We start from the raw sequence: 16,867 nt of genomic DNA on the forward strand, positions 1-16,867 counted from the left end.
GAAATCAGGCACTACATAACACTTTCTCTTACTTATCGTCATCCATTTGTAAAACAGCCATAAATGCTTCTTGTGGGACTTCAACTGACCCAACCATCTTCATTCGTTTTTTACCTTCTTTTTGCTTCTCTAACAATTTCCGTTTACGAGAAATATCCCCACCATAACATTTGGATAAAACATTTTTTCGCATGGCTTTAATCGTAGATCTTGCCACAACCTTATTTCCAATGACAGCCTGAACAGGAACCTCAAATTGTTGTCTTGGAATCAATGTTTTTAGCTTCTCTACTATCTGTTTTCCGCGTTCAAAAGAAAAATCTTTATGAACGATAAAGGAAAGGGCATCAATCGTTTCTCCGTTTAACCATATATCCATTTTAACCAATTTAGAAACCTTATAACCGATCATCTCATAATCAAATGATGCATAACCTTTTGTCTGTGATTTTAGTTGATCGAAAAAGTCATACACTATTTCCGATAATGGAATTTCATACACAACACTTACGCGATTATCATCTAGATACTGCATATCAATGAAGTCACCACGTTTTTTTTGACAAAGCTCCATAACAGGTCCAACAAAATCGTTTGGCACCATTACTTTTGCTTTTACATACGGTTCCTGAATTTCTTCGATTTTTTGAGGATCAGGCATAAACGACGGATTGTCGATCGATTTCTCCGTTCCATCGGTCATAATAACTTTATAAATAACACTTGGTGCAGTTGTAATTAGATCGATATTAAACTCTCGCTCAATTCGCTCTTGAACAATTTCCATGTGAAGTAAGCCCAAAAATCCACAGCGGAATCCAAAACCAAGTGCTTGCGACGTTTCTGCTTCATATTGTAGGGATGAATCATTAAGTTCCAATCGTTCTAACGCTTCTCTTAAATCGTTGTAGTTGTTTGCATCGACGGGATATAACCCACAGAATACCATTGGATTTAAGCGACGGTAACCAGGTAACGCTTCTTTTGCAGGACGATTAGCATGGGTAACTGTATCCCCGACCCGAGTATCACCTACATTTTTAATGGATGCTGTTAGATATCCTACGTCACCAACTGTTAGCTCGTCTAGTGGAATCGGTTTTGGATTAAACACACCCACTTCATTAACTTCAAATTCCTTACCAGTTGCCATCATTTTAATCTTATCTCCAACTTTTACCGAGCCTTCTTTGATACATACATAGGCAATAACGCCACGATACGAATCATAAAGAGAATCAAATATGAGTGCTTTTAAGGGGGCTTCTGGGTCTCCAGCTGGTGGCGGAACTTTTTCAACAATCTGTTCTAATATCTCTTCAATTCCAATCCCCGCCTTGGCACTTGCCAATACTGCTTCATCACCATCAATCCCGATAACATCTGTGATTTCATCTTTCACGCGGTCAGGGTCTGCACTTGGCAAATCAATTTTATTTATTACGGGTATTATTTCTAAGTCATTGTCAAGTGCCAAGTATACATTTGCAAGCGTTTGGGCTTCAATCCCTTGGGCTGCATCAACGACAAGTATGGCCCCTTCACATGCAGCCAAACTTCTCGAAACCTCATAAGTAAAATCAACGTGCCCTGGGGTATCGATCAAATGAAAGATATATTCTTCTCCATTTTCACGCTGATATTTTAATTGAACAGCATTTAATTTAATTGTAATTCCACGTTCTCTCTCTAAATCCATTGCATCCAAGAATTGCTCTTTCATTTCTCTAGATGTAAGAGCTTTTGTTTTTTCTAAAATGCGGTCAGCCAATGTTGATTTTCCATGGTCAATATGAGCTATGATTGAAAAATTACGTACATTACTCTGTTTTCTTCCTTTTGCCAATGGTGATCACTCCTATTTTTCGGGGCAACAATACTAGCATTGATTATAGCAGTCGTAACTAGGTTATTCAATATTGAATACTTTATCAGCAAAATCCTTACTACCGGTACATATACCGTTCGCAGTTTGCAGACAGTTAAAACGACTCAGTATAGACCTGAGCCGTTTAGGTAAACTGTGACTTTTTATAAGACAGATTGCTTGTTAAGGAGGTTGTATTAAAAGAAAGATTGCGTAAGTTGATATGCTGATTGTATCATTTTGTTGTAAAACCACTTAACACCATATTCCAAGTTTCCTGCTAGCGCTTGGGTGAAATGATTCGATTGAATGGCTTCATATTTTTCTTGTTTATCCCGTAAATCAACCTGTTGAATATTTTCACCCATTACTTTAATTTCATATTGATCATCGCTAGATGCGTCAACTTCAATGGCATTATTAAAACTTTGTGGTGAATATCCCCTTGTATTTGCCACACCTTTATTTGCTCGGTCAATTCCAAATACTACTCCACCTAAAAACAATACAACCATCAATAAAAACATTGTCATTATACGTAACATCACATTCACCTCTATGGATTCGCTTGTACTTTTTCTGCATCCCAGTAATAATCACTAAACACTTCAGCTAATGCATCAGCGGTTCGATATAACTCATCAAAAGAGTTATCTACCCCACCGATTTCAATTGTTATTGCGTTCGATGAAACATCCTGGTTGTAGACTCCATCTCGACCTGCTCCCTGGTACTTTTCAACACCCCTACTTAAACCAGGGTATTTATCCTCAAGCCGGTCATGTAGTTCGGAAGCTAGCTGGAAGTTTTTTTCGTAATTAGCATTGTTACCACCAATAACAAACATAATTTTGCCATACTCTTTTCCATCAATAGTTTTTGTAGTAAGCTTTCGACCTGAGCTGTCTCGGTGTAAATCAAAAACAAAGTCTAAGGATTTGTTACTCGCTAAAGCTTCCTCTACTATTGGTCTAGAAGCTTTATAAGAATCTGTATAATTCCAATTTTTCTCCACCAACAAATTCATTATGTCTGTTTTATCTACTTGGGTTCCTACTCCGTAATTTTCCAATGCTTCACCAAGTTTTTCACTTACCTTTGTTATATTCACTTCAGAGTGATAAGCATCATCCGCATTTTTAGCGTCTGGAAGAGAGGGTAGAAACGATTCCCGATTATGGGAATTATAGATGAACACAACATCTCGGTCACCAGTTGTTTGGTTACTCGAATTCTGCTCACTTTCTTTATCATTAACCTCTTCTTCTGGCATCTGCGCTTCTCTATCCTTTAATACAGTGTCAAGTGGCGGGGTCGACTCATACGTAAGATTAGTATAATCGGTGCCCTCACCAGCAATTAATATTTTCCGGTCGTACGATTCAAATCCTGGTAGTTCCCTGCCCAATAAGCTTCTCGCATCATTAGGTTTGACACTTGTAGCCATTTGAAAAGCTACATCAGACCAGTCAATCGATTCGGTATTTTCAGGATATGCTCGTTCAAAAGACTTATTTTCCATACTCATCAGGTGTAAAAAGGATGATCCTTTAATTTGACTCGTCCAATCATTGATTGTTGATGAAGATAATCGATATGCTGGTTGAATGGATGTTAATACACCTATAAAAATAAATAGTACACAGATTAGTAAAATCATCGCACTTGCTTTCTTGTATAATGGTTTCGATTGATTCATCAACCTGTTCATTGATGATAATTTATTCGTCAGTTTCATCGTTCCATCCTTTCTGAACCCTGTCTATCATTTCTAATAGAATCTATGATAGAAAATCAGAAAGTAGAACGTGAAGTTTTCAAGAATAAATAAGAAAAATTCAAAAAATGATTCCAAAAGAAGTCGTCCATTGGTCTATATCACCGCTACAGCGAACGAATATCCAGACTAATGAGCCGAGGACTGCCCTAATATGACTTATCTAGTATAGTTACCAAAATTCTGGATGGTTACATTTTCATGTAACGCAGCATTTAGTCCTTCAGCAATAACATGTGCCATATCCTTCATAAACCCATCAACTTCTTTAGGTGTTACCATTAAATTATGACCTAGAGGTGTAAGAACTTCTTGAATTAATGATCTTTTTTCTTCTTCCGTTAATTCACCTACCATACCCAAAACCGCCTTCCTTTGCTCCTGACCTGGTAAATCATCGTCGGTTAATTTTCTCGTACCAAACCGCATTCCTCCTGGTGTTAAAGCTTTTGAAGGATGATCCTTTTCTCTCCATTCTCTACCGAAGTGCTTTAATAAATAATCAATCGTATCACTTGTAATTGTTACTGCATCAACAACAGTAGGTACACCAATAGCGATAACTGGTATCCCCAATGTATCCTTACTTAATTCTTTCCGCTTGTTCCCAACACCAGAGCCGGGGTGTATTCCTGAGTCTGATAATTGAATCGTTGCGTTTACCCGTTCAATTGAACGAGATGCTAGTGCGTCGATTGCAATAACAAAATCGGGTTTCGTTTTCTCAACAACTCCAAAAATGATGTCACTCGTTTCAATCCCCGTCACACCCATAACCCCTGGGGTCATAGCTGACACAGGTCGATAGCCTTCTTCGACATGCTCGGGTTGAAGTTTAAATAAATGACTTGTCACTAATACCTTTTCCGCCGTCATCGGTCCTAGTGCATCAGGAGTTACATTCCAATTTCCTAAGCCTACCACTAAGCATTTAGCATCCTTTGGTAAGTTACATTGCTTCATTAATTCGACAAGCTCTTTTGCAAGAAGCTTTGCAGTCTCTTCTTGTATTGTACTATCCTGTTTTTTTACTCCCTCTGAATGAATAGTAATGTAGTTTCCAGCTTTTTTATCTAATGACGCTGCACCTGTTTCATCAATTTGCACATAAGAAACTGTCATGTTATTCTCTTGTCTTTCTTTAATCGTTACCCCTTTAATTTCTTGTTCCTGAGATTTTTCCTTTTCAACAAACATATCTTTAGCTTCAATCGCTAAATCCGTCCGAACCTGAAACTTGTTTTGTTCATCCATACTTAAAATTGCCTCCTTGCGTCTACTAATCATGCTTTTTAATAGGTTTACCGATTTTTTTGAAAATCATACTATACAGATGCACCATAGATTGCTACTTGAAAACTTGTCCGCGCTTTGGTACAATGTCTTTTGTTCCAATATGTATTTTATGTTTTTCTTTGGAGGTGAAAAAATTGGCAAATATTAAATCAGCAATCAAACGTGTTCGTGTTAACGAAGATCATCGTGCACAAAATATTTCAATTAAATCTGACATGCGTACACAAATTAAACGTGTTGAAACATTGGTTGAAAGTAATGATGTAGAAAATGCGAAAACAGCTCTTGTTTCTGCTATCGCAAAAATTGACAAAGCAGTCCAAAAAGGCATTATCCATAAAAATAAAGGTAACCGCCAAAAATCTCGTCTTACACAAATAGTTAACGGACTAAGCGCATAATTATCTTCGTCCTGACCAACAAGTAAACGATCCAAAGCTGGATCGTTTTTGTTTTGGGCAGCAGGCGAGGTAGGCGCCTGGAGCTAGACAGCTCTTGGATTTTTTTATACTTTAAAAAAGCAAGGGACTTCATTTAAAATGAAATCCCTTGCTTTTTATTTAAGTGGATCAATTCATATAAGAGTAGCTCGAAGGCTAGTGATTTATCCATTCTCCCCTGTTTTATCTTCGCATCTGTTTCTGTACAGCTATTAATTGCTTGCTTTAGGTCGGAAAGTACAAAGCTTTTTTCTCGTGACATTGACATTTTAATAACATAGGGATGGATTTTTAATTGCTGTGCCATTTGACTTTGGGTATATCCTTTCTGTTTTAATAACTTGACATGTAAAATGGTTCTAAATTGAGAAGCGAGTAAGGCTAACAATGCAATTGGGTCTTCACCCATCCGCTCTAAATCTTTAAAGATTGATATAGCCACATTTAAATCTTTTTCAATTACTGCATCTACTAATTTTAATCCAGAAGTCGTTAGTTGATGTGAAACGAGTTGGTCGGCAATTTGTTTTGTTATCGTCCCCCCAACACCAACAAATGTTGCCATTTTTTCCATTTCTTGCTTTATCATCATTAAATTAGGCCCGATTTCCTGAACTAATTTACCAATCACATCTTTTTCAAAAGAAACGTGCTCATTTTTAGCCATCGTAGTAATCCACTGGTCCAGTTCCCAGTCTTTGAGAGATTGACAAGAGATAGCATTACTATTTTGTTTAAGTACTTTCGTTATTTTTTTACGCTCATCGATTTTTTCGTATGGGGCAATTAGCACTATGATCGAATAGTCAACAGGGTGGAGTAAGTAGGATGCTAAACTATCCAAATCATGTTCCACAGCCGTTTTATCTGGTTTTGCTTTTAAAAATGATGGGTTCGAAGCAAAGATAATCTTTCGCTCACCAAAAAACGGGTAAGTTTCAGCATCTGCAATGACTTCTTGTATCGATGTCTCTTCTAAATCATAATTAGATATATTTGTATCCCTGTCTTCATCATCCAAACTGTATGTAATAAGTTCGTATTTTATCGAATCAATAAGGAAGGTTTCTGTTCCAAATAAAAAATACACTGGCGAAAATTGTTTCTTCTTAATAACCTTTAACACATCAAAATAATTCATTTTCAACCTCCATTTGAACCACTTCACTTATTATGGTAAATGGTAAAGAAGGAACTAGCAAGAATTAGTTGAAATCTTATCATTTATGTTTTATTGTGTAATAAAGAGGGAAGTAGCAGCCACTACTCCCCCCCGCAATCTATATCAACGCTTAAAAACCAGCCCTAGGTCACTGATAATTAAGCGATATTTTCTTTCCTTTATAGATTGACCAAAATACGAAATAATATGGTTGTAAACTCTTGCTATTAGAGGTAAGACGTTTTTTGTGTATAATTAATGAATGTGGATTTTTTGCAAAGAATAATTTATACTTAGTAATGATGTAGGAGGGATACATATGAATGAATTTGAAAAAGACGTACAATCCAAGAGTCATGACATTTTTGATTCTGGAAAAGGATTTCTTTATTCATTCGTCTTCTTTATGGTAATATTTTTCATCGGAGTAGTTGTAGATATTATTGGCTCCTAGGCAAATGAAGAAGGAAAGAGACTGAATTTTGCAGTCTCTTTTTTTCTATGCCAACCTTCCTTTACAAGCTATTTTATGGTGAATAACGATAAAGTGTTCCTTTATTTCCTGAAAAATTGTATTGGATGGCGCCTAATTTATCCGTTCTTAAAAGAACTACCCGATTATCCCTTAACCTACGAATGACATCTGGATTAGGGTGCCCATAAGAATTGTTTGCTCCTACCGAAACCCATGCGTATTTAGGTGTTAGTTGGTCAATCCATGCTTCTGAAGTTGATGTTTTGCTCCCATGATGGGCAACTTTTAAAACATCTGCTTTTAAATTTGGGTATTTCTTTAATAATAAACTTTCGACTCCCTCATCTATATCCCCGGTGAAAAGCCATCGTAAACCACCAATTTTCGTAAAAACAACTAAAGAAGTTTCATTTGTACCAAACAAATCATTACTGTTTCCTGGATGGAGTACGTTAAATACACTTGTTCCAATCGAAATTTTATCTTTATCACTGACTCGTACGATCTCAATTTTATTTTGCATTTTATTTTGCAAATCCTCAGGTAACTCATAAAGATCGCTAATTATTAGCTTTTCAATATTGAAATCATCAAGTAAATACGGAAAACTTCCCACATGATCTAGGTCAGGATGTGTTAGAATTACTTGATCAATCCTCGCAATTCCACGTGAATATAAAAATGGTTTAATTACTTGTTCAAATCGTTTATTAGAGGGTTCGAAATTACCATCTAAAGATCCCGCAGCATCTATCATTATTACACCTTTTCGGTACGGTAATTCGATAATAAAACTATCTCCTTGACCAACGTCTAACATCGTAATCGTTCCTTGAGGGCTTACATATGGCTTTAGTGAAATAGTAACAAGCAACATGGTTAAACAACTTCCTAATAGGAAAGCTTTCTTTTTCTTATTTTCCCCAATCGATACCATCATCATAATGAAAAGTAAATAATAAGGAATAAAAAATGCAAGTGGAAATTTACCAATTACCCAAGGGAAGAATAGGAACTTATCCATTAGTTCAAGAATTTGGAGAACGGTTTCGTGACTTAACCGAAACACCACATCTAGAAAAGAAACGAGGTCGGGAAAAGTTAAGGATAATAATAAAAGAAGCAACATAAACGGCATAACATAAAATGAAAAATAGGGAACGATGATGAGATTAACTAGTAAGGAGACCGGATTAAAATAATAAAAATTGTACACTTGGATCGGCAAAATGGACAAGGAGCTAATAAAACTAACAAGAAGGATTTGATACATTGGCCGAGTGTTATTCCATAACTTTTGCGATAAGAGTAAGGCAAAAGAAACGAGGAAAGAAAATTGAAAGCCTAATTGGTAAAGGTTAGGTGGGTCTATCAAATAAAGCAGCAGAAAAGTGAGACTTACAATATCTGTCACTTGAAGGGGAACACGAATCTTGACCAATACGATTGTGAACATGGTCATAAGACTTGCACGCCAAACCGATGGCGAGCCACCTCCAATTAGAGGATATAAAGCAACGATGAGCAAAATTAAGGTTTGTGCCTTTTCTTTCGTAACTATATTGAACTTAACGAAAACATAATATAAACCGCCGACTAAAAGACCAACATGCAACCCTGAAATCGCCAATAAATGGGATAAGCCAAATCGTTGAAATAATTCAATAGTCCCCGGATCTATGCCTTCATTATCACCGAGTACTAAAGCTTTCACCCATCCAGCAGTGAAGGAGCTCAGGTTGTCGTTAGCTTTTGACAACACAAATTGTCGTACGTTGTAGACTTGTTGCAAGAAAGAAGACCCTGTACAGTTGACGGAGCTGTTTGTCTCCACTTGGACTTGAAAAAGGTATTGAATTCCTTTATTCCGTAAATAGTTTTGATAATTAAATTGACCGGGATTACTACTTGATTCAGGAATCTCCACTTTTCCTTTTAAGTTACAAGATGCTCCTGTTTGCAACTGATTAAGGACATCTGCATTAACATCCCCCTTAGAAAAATAAGAGACTAAATAGTCGTTTTGATCGTCACCTTTTAGGACAAATTCTAATCCGTATGACTTTACTCTTACTTCTGAAACAATGTTCCCAGTAAGACCAATTATTTCACCGCTATTCGCCTGGACTTGTTCATTTTTTGGGGTCTGAAATCCAGTAAACCAATAAAAGAAAATAATTCCTGTACAAATCACTATGACCTGAGCAGGGGTTAGCCTAGACTGTTTCATTAAATGCCAAAGCCAGACGAACACTATTACTACGACGATAAGGTGCCATGTTTTAACTGCTACCGCTAATAAAGCTGAAAAAGCCAAAAGGTGCCATGTTCCTTTCAACTCTTCACACCTCTTTTTGAAATACCATTTTTAATCATTGCTTTTATTTGATTCGATTGCTTGTTCTAAATGGATACTAACTTGGACTAACTCAACCTTTTCCACTTGAACATGGCTATCTTTAAACAACTCTAATGAATATGGATGATTTTTGTAATCACTAGCGTAATATACCTTCTTTATACCGCTTTGAATGATTGCCTTACTGCATTGAAGACAAGGGAAATGCGTTACATAAATTTCTGCACCATCTGTCGCCACACCAAATTTCGAACATTGTAAAAGTGCATTCATTTCTGCGTGAACCGTTCTCACACAATGACCGTCAATCACATAACACCCTTCATCTATGCAGTGGACACCTCCAGACACACTGCCATTATACCCCCCTGCAATAATCCGTTTGTCACGAACTATCGTTGCACCTACCATTAACCTTTCACAGGTACTCCGGAGTGCTAACAAATGACTTTGAGCCATAAAATATTGGTTCCATGATATACGTTCCATAACAATATCATCCCTTCTCTATTTTTTTCAGTTTAACTAACACCGTATGGACGAGTCAATATATAAGTAGAGACTATCAAGATAAGTGCTTATCGAACTTACAAGTTAGATAAAGGTTCAAGGAACTTGAATTTGATCCTTGAACTTTTCAAGAGTTTTTTCTCCAATTCCTGATACTTTAAGGATGTCTTCCATAGTTTGAAAAGGTCCATTTTGTTCTCTATAAGTAATGATTGAAGTAGCCTTCACTTCTCCAATTCCATTTAATTGGGCTAATTCTTCCTTCGTTGCGGAGTTTATTCTGATCTTCCCATTAGTGGTGTTCGGTTGTTCAAACGTTTCGGTCCCCTGTTCACCCTGTTTTGGTACTATAATTACCATTTCATCGTAAACCTTTTGGGCAAGATTCACACGATCCATGTCTGCACTTGTTGTGAACCCACCAGCAAGCTCTATTAAATCAGCCACCCTCGTCTCCCCCGTAACCGTATAAACTCCCGGTTTAATTACTTCACCTTTTACATCTATATAAAGAGTGGTTGTATTCACTTTGGGAGATTCTTCTGATTGGGTCAAGGCTTGTGTTGTCGCCGCTTCTTCTGAAACAGTCACCACATCGGAATCAGTTGCGTTCCGATTATCGAAAAAAGAGATAATGACGATGACAGCGGCAAATAGCGCGATTATCCAACTTTTATTAACTGAAATCATAATTTAAACACCAATTCCTTTCATAAGTATCCTTACTTTGACATAAGATGGAATGTAAATGCGTAATTTAGGAGGGAGCAACAATGAAGTGGGGAGTAATTGGTACTGGTAACATGGGAGAAATCTTAATTGATGCATGGATGGCTTCATCGGTTGTGGAACAAAATAATTTATATATAACAAATCGGACGATAGCTAAAGCATATGCAATTAAAGAACATTATCCTGAGGTTAACGTTTGTACGCAGATAAAAGATTTAGTACAGCATGTAGATATTCTATACATTTGTGTTAAACCGCTAGAAATTCACCCTCTTTTAATCGACATATATGATTACTTAACCAAGGACCAATGTATAGTGTCCATTACAAGTCCTTTTTCTGTCAAAAAATTAGAGTCAATTGTTCCTTGTCAAGTCGCTCGTTTGATTCCAAGTATTACAAATCGAGCTACTGCAGGTGTTACTCTCGCTACATTCGGAAGCAGCATCCGAGAAGAAATGAAAAGCTATTTGCTTCAAAGTTGTAAATTGTATTCTACACCAGAAATAATCCATGACGATGTTACAAGAATTTCATCAGATATCGTCTCCTGTGGTCCGGCTTTTTTTGGCTATCTAGCAGAAAAATACATTAATACAGCCGAACAGGAAACAAATATCACAAAAGAACAAGCATCAGCACTCACAGAGAAAATGTTTATTGGGTTTGGAAAGTTATTAGAAGATGGTCATTATACACTGCCACAACTAATTGAAAAGGTTTGTGTCAAAGGTGGTGTAACAGGTGAAGGGATTAAAGCAATGGACCATTCCATAGGGGAATTGTTTAACAATCTGATCCATGCCACACACAATAAGTATGAAGAGGACATAAAGAAAATAGCTAATCAATTAAACGAATAAATTTATAATTCGACATTCCAATCTTTTCTCCTGCAAACATTTTTAAGAAAAGCGGAAGCGCCTTGGTCAGACCCGTCAGGCATAAGACAAGACCTGACGTGGCGCTCTTTGCCACAGCAGGGATTGACTTATGTCCCGAGGGGCTAGGCGCTGAAGCTAGACAATAAGAAAAGCGGAAGCGCCTTGGTCAGACCCGTCAGACATAAGACAAGACCTGACGTGGCGCTGCGGGAAAATACTAGCTTTGATGAAGGCGCATTTTCCCGCAGGCACTAGGTTTTCTTTTATAAATAAAGTCAAGACACTGTTATTTACGCCTGACAAACAAAAAAGATTCGCTGATTTTTTTGTTCGTCTAGTTGGTTACTGATATCAAAATCCCCAAAAATTGCTTTGAGTGAAAAACCAGTTTGTTCGAGTAATTCTTTATATGTGTTCACAGAATAAGTACGCTGATGATGCGTTTCGTCAAACCTCTCATATTGGTTTCCCTCTAACACAAAAAAAGTTAAATCATGGAATACTTCACCATCATTTTCACCGGATTCACAAAACCAAATATAGGAAAGGTCGTCATACACCTCAGCAAATGTTTGTCCCTTTAAATTCTGTTCAACGTGATTAAGACTGTGTACATCAAAGATAAACAAGCCACCAATTTTCAAACTGGTTTTCACCCGCTTAAAAACAGATTGAATATCAGAAAGCTTAACAATGTAATTCATTACGTCACAATAACTAATAATTGCATCTAATTCCTCAAAGCCATCTAGCTGCCTAATATCCTGTCTAATCCACATGACCGAATTTGTTTGGGTTTCGTTGGCATGCTCTGCATATGAAAGCATATCCAAAGACATATCAACTCCATACATTTTATAATTATGATTTGCCAAACGACGGGTGATTTCACCTGTGCCACACCCAAGGTCTGCTACCGTTTGAATGTTTTCACCATACTGATTAAAAATAGCTAACGTCATTTGTTCCCACAGATTGTACGGGGCATCTTCCATTAAAGCATCATACACATATGCCATTTTTTGATAAGACATAGTAACCCTCTAATCTAGACTAACATCGACTAACGGAGCATCGCCCCAAAGTCGTTCAATATTATAGTACATTCGCTCATCTTTATGGAAGACATGACAAACGACGTCACCAAGGTCGATAAGAATCCACCTTGCCTGTTCGTAGCCTTCTAATCTTTTTACTTCAATATCATTTTCCGCTGCACGGTCTTTCACTTCATTAGCTATTGCTTGAACTTGCCTTTCACTTGACCCTTCACAAATTAAAAAGTAATCGGCAATTAATGATACATGTTTCATATCTAACACGACTATATCGTCTGCTCTCTTATCATCACAGGCCTTGGCAGTAAGATCTGCTAATTTTCTACTATCCATTCAGGTCCTTCCCTCCATGTAAGTTTTCTTTTACTTTTAAAAATAAATCATTATATGCAAAAATAGTATCCGGATAGATAGGTTGGTTCTTACTTAACAAAAAATTTATCGTATTTTTTGATGAAAGGAAACAAGCTAAATCTAAATTAACTTTCGCTTGTGGTCTAACCTTTTCTATCCCAGGAAAATCCCTTCCAGGTTCGATGTAATCAGCAAGAAAGATGATCTTGTCTAACCGAGACATATCCGCTTTTCCAGTCGTATGCCAGCGAATAGCACTTAAAATTTCAGGATCACCAATTCCAACCTCGCGCTCGACTAGTAAAGCACCAACCGGAGCATGCCACAGTTCACTGTGATGTACTAACAATTCACTTGGTAAGCTCTGTTCGTTTTTAATTAAAGCCTCCATCTCCATAAGATCACGATACTTGGCGTAATCATGGAAAATGGCTGCCGTTTCTGCTTTAGCAGTATCCTCCTCATAAAAAGCTGCCAATTCAACAGCTGTATCGACAACCCTTTTCGTATGCTCATATCTTGCATCTGTTAAAAAAGGTTTAACAATCGCAAGTGCTTTTTCTTTATCCATACAACTGATTCTCCTTTATTACTGCCAATACCCCATCAGGAACTAAATAACGAATGGACTTTCCCTGTTGTAGCCGCTGCCTGATCTCAGTTGAAGAAATCTCTAGTGCAGGAACTTCCACCTCTATTATGGGATAGTTTGTCTTCAATGTATAATCTGGACGTTTTACACCAACAAACTTTACTAATTGCATCAATTCATCGATCCGATACCAATGTGGTAAGTACTCGACCATATCCGCACCAATAATGAAATAGAATTCCATGTCTGGATGTTGTTCGTTTAATTGATAAATTGTATTGATTGTATAGGACTTTACAGAACGATTCACTTCAATCTTATTGATTGAAAAATGTTCGTTATTATCAATCGCAACCTCAAGCATTGCCAACCTTTTTTCAACAGTAGATGTCGCCTTCTCTTTATGTGGCGGCTCATAAGACGGGATAAACCAAACCTCATCCAACTTAAGTGCTTGATAAACTTCTTCAGCAATTAACAAATGACCATAATGTGGTGGATCAAATGTACCACCAAGAATTCCAACCTTCTTCATTTATATCTCCTTAAGGTAATTCAATTTGCTTATTTTCTGTAGATTCCTTATATAGAACTATTGTATTCCCAATAATTTGAACTAATTCAGCATTCGTTCCATTTGATAATGCATGTGCTACTTCATCTTTATCTTCGAGACAATTTTGTAATACACTAATCTTTAACAGCTCTCTTTTTTCTAGTGCGTCACTTATTTGATCAATCATATTATCGTTCACCCCTGTTTTACCAACTTGGAAAATTGGATTAAGGTGGTGCGCCTGTGACCTTAAGTACCTTTTTTGTTTACCAGTTAACATATTATTCTTTACCTCTCAATCTGAGTTCTAGTTTATTTAGTAGACCGTCAAGCCCAACAGTTTCATTTGTCCATATCTCAAAAGCTAACTCTGCTTGATATAAAAGCATTGCGTAACCCTGATGTATCCTGCCGCCTCTTACCTTTGCTTCTTGAAGAAGGGATGTTACTAAAGGTTGATAGACGATGTCACTGACAACAGCATCATGCTTTAGTTTATTTAAAGCAATGATTTTGCTGTCTATATTAGGCTTCATTCCGACAGATGTCGTTTGAACTAGGAAATCGTAGTGTTCGAGCATCGATTCAGCTTCTTCAAAGGATAGAATAGTTGTCTCTATGTGATTTTCCTTTAATTCTAAAAAGGATTTAGCCCTATCTATGGTGCGGTTCGCTATATCAATTGATGCAAAGTTTTCTTGCACTAATGCACGGTATATCCCTCTTGCTGCACCTCCAGCACCGAGCAATAAGACCTTATTTTCCGGACGGAACACATCTGGAAAGTCACTTTTAACCGACCTAACGTAACCTTGACCATCTGTATTATAGCCTTTCCACGTGCCATTTTTGGAAACCACTGTGTTAACTGCTCCAATTTTTTCCGCATCTGGGTCTAATTCATCTAAGTATTCCATAATATCTTGTTTATATGGAACTGTTACATTAAAACCGTCCACCTGTTTACTTTTCAACAGCTTAACCGTTTCCCCGAGGTTAGCCTTAGTTGTTTCATACAAGCGATACTCTCCGTCAATTCCTAGTTTGTCCATAAATTGCCCATGAATCCATGGTGATAAGGAATGACCAATTGGATATCCAATTAATCCTAAAGCTAATGTCACCAGTTTCCTCCCCCTTCTAATCCAGCTTTAAATCAGTGATGAACGAATCGACACTGGAACACCTTCTGGACTATGTGCAGTAATTGTCGCCTCTCCATCTGGTAACGTAACCCAACCCAAACCCGGAAAAACAATATCTGTTTTACCTTTCACACGAAAGTTATGAGCTCGTAATGGCGGTAGTTTTGCGATTGTATCTTGATTAGGTGGTTTAAGCATCTCACCAACATGGTTTCGATACAATTCATCTGCATTATCTAATTTCGTCCGGTGTATGGTTAATTCATTGGAAAAATAACAGACAAATGATTGGCGTAGCCCCTGTTCAAAATCAATCCGAGCTAATCCTCCGAAAAACAATGTCTGTTTTTCATTTAATTGGAATACCCTAGGTTTAATTTCTTTCTTTGGTGTGATGACTTTAAGATCCTCATCTGAAATATAATGAGCGACTTGTGTACGATTAATTACACCCGGAGTATCAAATAAGGAGCTCTTGTCATCTAATGGAATTTCAATAAACCCTAATGTAGTTCCTGGGAAATAGGACGTAGTAATCGCATCGTTAACACCGGTAGACTGGTTGATTAACTGATTAATAAAAGTTGATTTACCTACATTTGTACTGCCGACAACATAAACATCTTTCCGCTTACGGTATTGTTCCATTGCAGTCTTTAACCGTTCCATTCCGACGCCCTTATAAGCTGAGATAAGAAACACATCCTGAACAGGTAATCCTAACTCCTTTGCAGACATTTGCAACCATTGCTTTAGCTTATTTTTGTTTGTAGACTTAGGCAACAGATCGACTTTATTGCCCACTAAAATAATTGGATTTGTACCAGTTAGTCGTTGTAACCCAGAAATAAAACTACCATTAAAATCAAAAATATCAACAAGTTTAATAATTAACCCTTGATTGTGACGAATTTGACTAATCATTTTTAGAAAGTCATCGTCTGTTAAGGCTACATCCTGTACTTCATTATAATGCTTTAATCGAAAACATCGTTTACAAATAACAACTTCCCTATCTAAAGCCGACTTAGGGGCAAATCCCGCTTCGTTCTGATTCTCTGTTTGAATCAAAACGCCACACCCTTGACAATGAATTTCTTCCGTATTTATTCCTTCCAAGTTACCATCCCTTTCTTTCTCATCCAACTTAGTATTCTTCGTTCTAGAAAACGGTTGATTCGGGTTAACCTACCATCCGTTTCAACAATCGGAACAACTAGAATGGTGTAAAAGCCAGAACTATTTCCACCCAAGACATCTGTTAACAATTGGTCACCAATAACAACGATGTCTGTTTTGTCTAAATCCATATCCTTTGCCGCTTTAACAAAAGCTTTTCTTAATGGTTTCCTTGCACTGTACACAAATGGTGTATTTAATGGCTCAGAGAAGAATTTAACTCGTTCCTCATTATTATTGGATATAATGGTTACCTTAATATCATTTTCTTCCATAGATTTAAACCATTTTACAATTTCGGGTGTAGCATTTTTCACGTCCCACGCTACAAGTGTGTTATCAAGATCTGTAATGATGCCTTTAATTCCTTTTTCTTTTAGTGTTTTAGGTGTTATATCCATGACACTCTTTACATGCTCGTTTGGTAAAAAACGTTTTATCAAAAATCCCACCTCAATTTACAATAACCACTTTTATCCTT

General features: G+C 37.0%; 19 protein-coding genes. 3 read left to right on the top strand and 16 right to left on the bottom strand.

Annotated elements, in window-relative coordinates; all coding sequences use genetic code 11:
- Window positions 1–28 precede the first annotated feature (28 nt).
- From lepA to gpr, 4 genes are all read right to left on the bottom strand, one after another.
- Window positions 29–1,846 carry a translation elongation factor 4 gene (gene lepA / locus NC799_RS01445; RefSeq protein WP_272444531.1) on the bottom strand — a complete coding sequence of 606 codons (1,818 nt, stop codon included), beginning with the start codon at window positions 1,844–1,846 and terminating at the stop codon, window positions 29–31.
- A gap of 218 nt (window positions 1,847–2,064) precedes the next feature.
- Window positions 2,065–2,412: a DUF3679 domain-containing protein gene (locus NC799_RS01450; RefSeq protein ID WP_272444533.1), complete on the bottom strand. Its 348-nt coding sequence runs from the start codon at window positions 2,410–2,412 to the stop codon at window positions 2,065–2,067.
- An 11-nt stretch (window positions 2,413–2,423) separates the two neighbouring features.
- A complete protein-coding gene (spoIIP, locus tag NC799_RS01455) occupies window positions 2,424–3,578 on the bottom strand; it encodes a stage II sporulation protein P (RefSeq protein ID WP_417006659.1) in 1,155 nt (384 codons plus the stop codon).
- Window positions 3,579–3,803: 225 nt separating this feature from the next.
- Window positions 3,804–4,898 (bottom strand): GPR endopeptidase, encoded by a 1,095-nt coding sequence (gpr, locus tag NC799_RS01460; RefSeq protein WP_272444535.1) that lies wholly within the window; start codon window positions 4,896–4,898, stop codon window positions 3,804–3,806.
- Window positions 4,899–5,074: 176 nt separating this feature from the next.
- On the opposite strand from gpr, the gene rpsT reads away from it, so the two are divergent.
- The gene (rpsT, locus tag NC799_RS01465; RefSeq protein ID WP_272444536.1) at window positions 5,075–5,341 is read left to right on the top strand and encodes a 30S ribosomal protein S20; all 267 of its coding nucleotides are present in this window, start codon (window positions 5,075–5,077) and stop codon (window positions 5,339–5,341) included.
- A 133-nt stretch (window positions 5,342–5,474) separates the two neighbouring features.
- On the opposite strand, the gene holA is transcribed toward rpsT, so the two are convergent.
- Window positions 5,475–6,521 carry a DNA polymerase III subunit delta gene (holA, locus tag NC799_RS01470; RefSeq protein ID WP_272444537.1) on the bottom strand — a complete coding sequence of 349 codons (1,047 nt, stop codon included), beginning with the start codon at window positions 6,519–6,521 and terminating at the stop codon, window positions 5,475–5,477.
- Window positions 6,522–6,861: 340 nt separating this feature from the next.
- On the opposite strand from holA, the gene NC799_RS01475 reads away from it, so the two are divergent.
- Entirely contained in the window at window positions 6,862–6,996 is a 135-nt protein-coding gene (locus NC799_RS01475) for a YqzM family protein (protein WP_272444538.1), read from the top strand.
- A gap of 73 nt (window positions 6,997–7,069) precedes the next feature.
- Here the strand turns inward: NC799_RS01475 and NC799_RS01480 are convergent, their stop codons facing one another.
- The 3 genes from NC799_RS01480 to NC799_RS01490 form a co-directional block, all read right to left on the bottom strand.
- The gene (locus NC799_RS01480; RefSeq protein ID WP_272444539.1) at window positions 7,070–9,355 is read right to left on the bottom strand and encodes a DNA internalization-related competence protein ComEC/Rec2; all 2,286 of its coding nucleotides are present in this window, start codon (window positions 9,353–9,355) and stop codon (window positions 7,070–7,072) included.
- Between the two features lie 30 nt (window positions 9,356–9,385).
- Window positions 9,386–9,865, bottom strand: coding sequence for a ComE operon protein 2 (locus NC799_RS01485; protein WP_272444540.1), 480 nt, complete (start codon window positions 9,863–9,865; stop codon window positions 9,386–9,388).
- Between the two features lie 117 nt (window positions 9,866–9,982).
- Window positions 9,983–10,576, bottom strand: a complete 594-nt coding sequence (locus NC799_RS01490) for a helix-hairpin-helix domain-containing protein (protein ID WP_272444541.1) — start codon at window positions 10,574–10,576, stop codon at window positions 9,983–9,985.
- 83 nt (window positions 10,577–10,659) lie between these two features.
- On the opposite strand from NC799_RS01490, the gene comER reads away from it, so the two are divergent.
- Window positions 10,660–11,481, top strand: coding sequence for a late competence protein ComER (gene comER, locus NC799_RS01495; protein WP_272444542.1), 822 nt, complete (start codon window positions 10,660–10,662; stop codon window positions 11,479–11,481).
- Between the two features lie 311 nt (window positions 11,482–11,792).
- Here the strand turns inward: comER and NC799_RS01500 are convergent, their stop codons facing one another.
- Genes NC799_RS01500 through NC799_RS01535 form a run of 8 tightly spaced genes read right to left on the bottom strand, consistent with a single transcriptional unit; the run spans window position 11,793 to window position 16,829 of the window.
- Window positions 11,793–12,536 carry a class I SAM-dependent DNA methyltransferase gene (locus tag NC799_RS01500; RefSeq protein WP_272444543.1) on the bottom strand — a complete coding sequence of 248 codons (744 nt, stop codon included), beginning with the start codon at window positions 12,534–12,536 and terminating at the stop codon, window positions 11,793–11,795.
- Between the two features lie 9 nt (window positions 12,537–12,545).
- Window positions 12,546–12,893 (bottom strand): ribosome silencing factor, encoded by a 348-nt coding sequence (gene rsfS / locus NC799_RS01505; RefSeq protein ID WP_272444544.1) that lies wholly within the window; start codon window positions 12,891–12,893, stop codon window positions 12,546–12,548.
- Window positions 12,886–13,485: a bis(5'-nucleosyl)-tetraphosphatase (symmetrical) YqeK gene (yqeK, locus tag NC799_RS01510; RefSeq protein ID WP_272444545.1), complete on the bottom strand. Its 600-nt coding sequence runs from the start codon at window positions 13,483–13,485 to the stop codon at window positions 12,886–12,888. The genes rsfS and yqeK overlap by 8 nt, the downstream gene beginning before the upstream one ends.
- Window positions 13,478–14,041 (bottom strand): nicotinate-nucleotide adenylyltransferase, encoded by a 564-nt coding sequence (locus NC799_RS01515; RefSeq protein WP_272444546.1) that lies wholly within the window; start codon window positions 14,039–14,041, stop codon window positions 13,478–13,480. The genes yqeK and NC799_RS01515 overlap by 8 nt, the downstream gene beginning before the upstream one ends.
- A gap of 10 nt (window positions 14,042–14,051) precedes the next feature.
- On the bottom strand, window positions 14,052–14,342 hold the full coding sequence (gene yhbY, locus NC799_RS01520) for a ribosome assembly RNA-binding protein YhbY (RefSeq protein ID WP_272444547.1): 291 nt from the start codon (window positions 14,340–14,342) through the stop codon (window positions 14,052–14,054).
- A 1-nt stretch (window position 14,343) separates the two neighbouring features.
- Entirely contained in the window at window positions 14,344–15,186 is an 843-nt protein-coding gene (gene aroE, locus NC799_RS01525; protein ID WP_272444548.1) for a shikimate dehydrogenase, read from the bottom strand.
- 27 nt (window positions 15,187–15,213) lie between these two features.
- Entirely contained in the window at window positions 15,214–16,326 is a 1,113-nt protein-coding gene (gene yqeH / locus NC799_RS01530) for a ribosome biogenesis GTPase YqeH (RefSeq protein ID WP_272444549.1), read from the bottom strand.
- Entirely contained in the window at window positions 16,314–16,829 is a 516-nt protein-coding gene (locus tag NC799_RS01535; RefSeq protein WP_272444550.1) for a YqeG family HAD IIIA-type phosphatase, read from the bottom strand. The genes yqeH and NC799_RS01535 overlap by 13 nt, the downstream gene beginning before the upstream one ends.
- Window positions 16,830–16,867: the final 38 nt, after the last annotated feature.

The organism is Aquibacillus salsiterrae (genome assembly GCF_028416595.1).
Classification (GTDB): Bacteria; Bacillota; Bacilli; order Bacillales; family Amphibacillaceae; genus Aquibacillus_A; species Aquibacillus_A salsiterrae.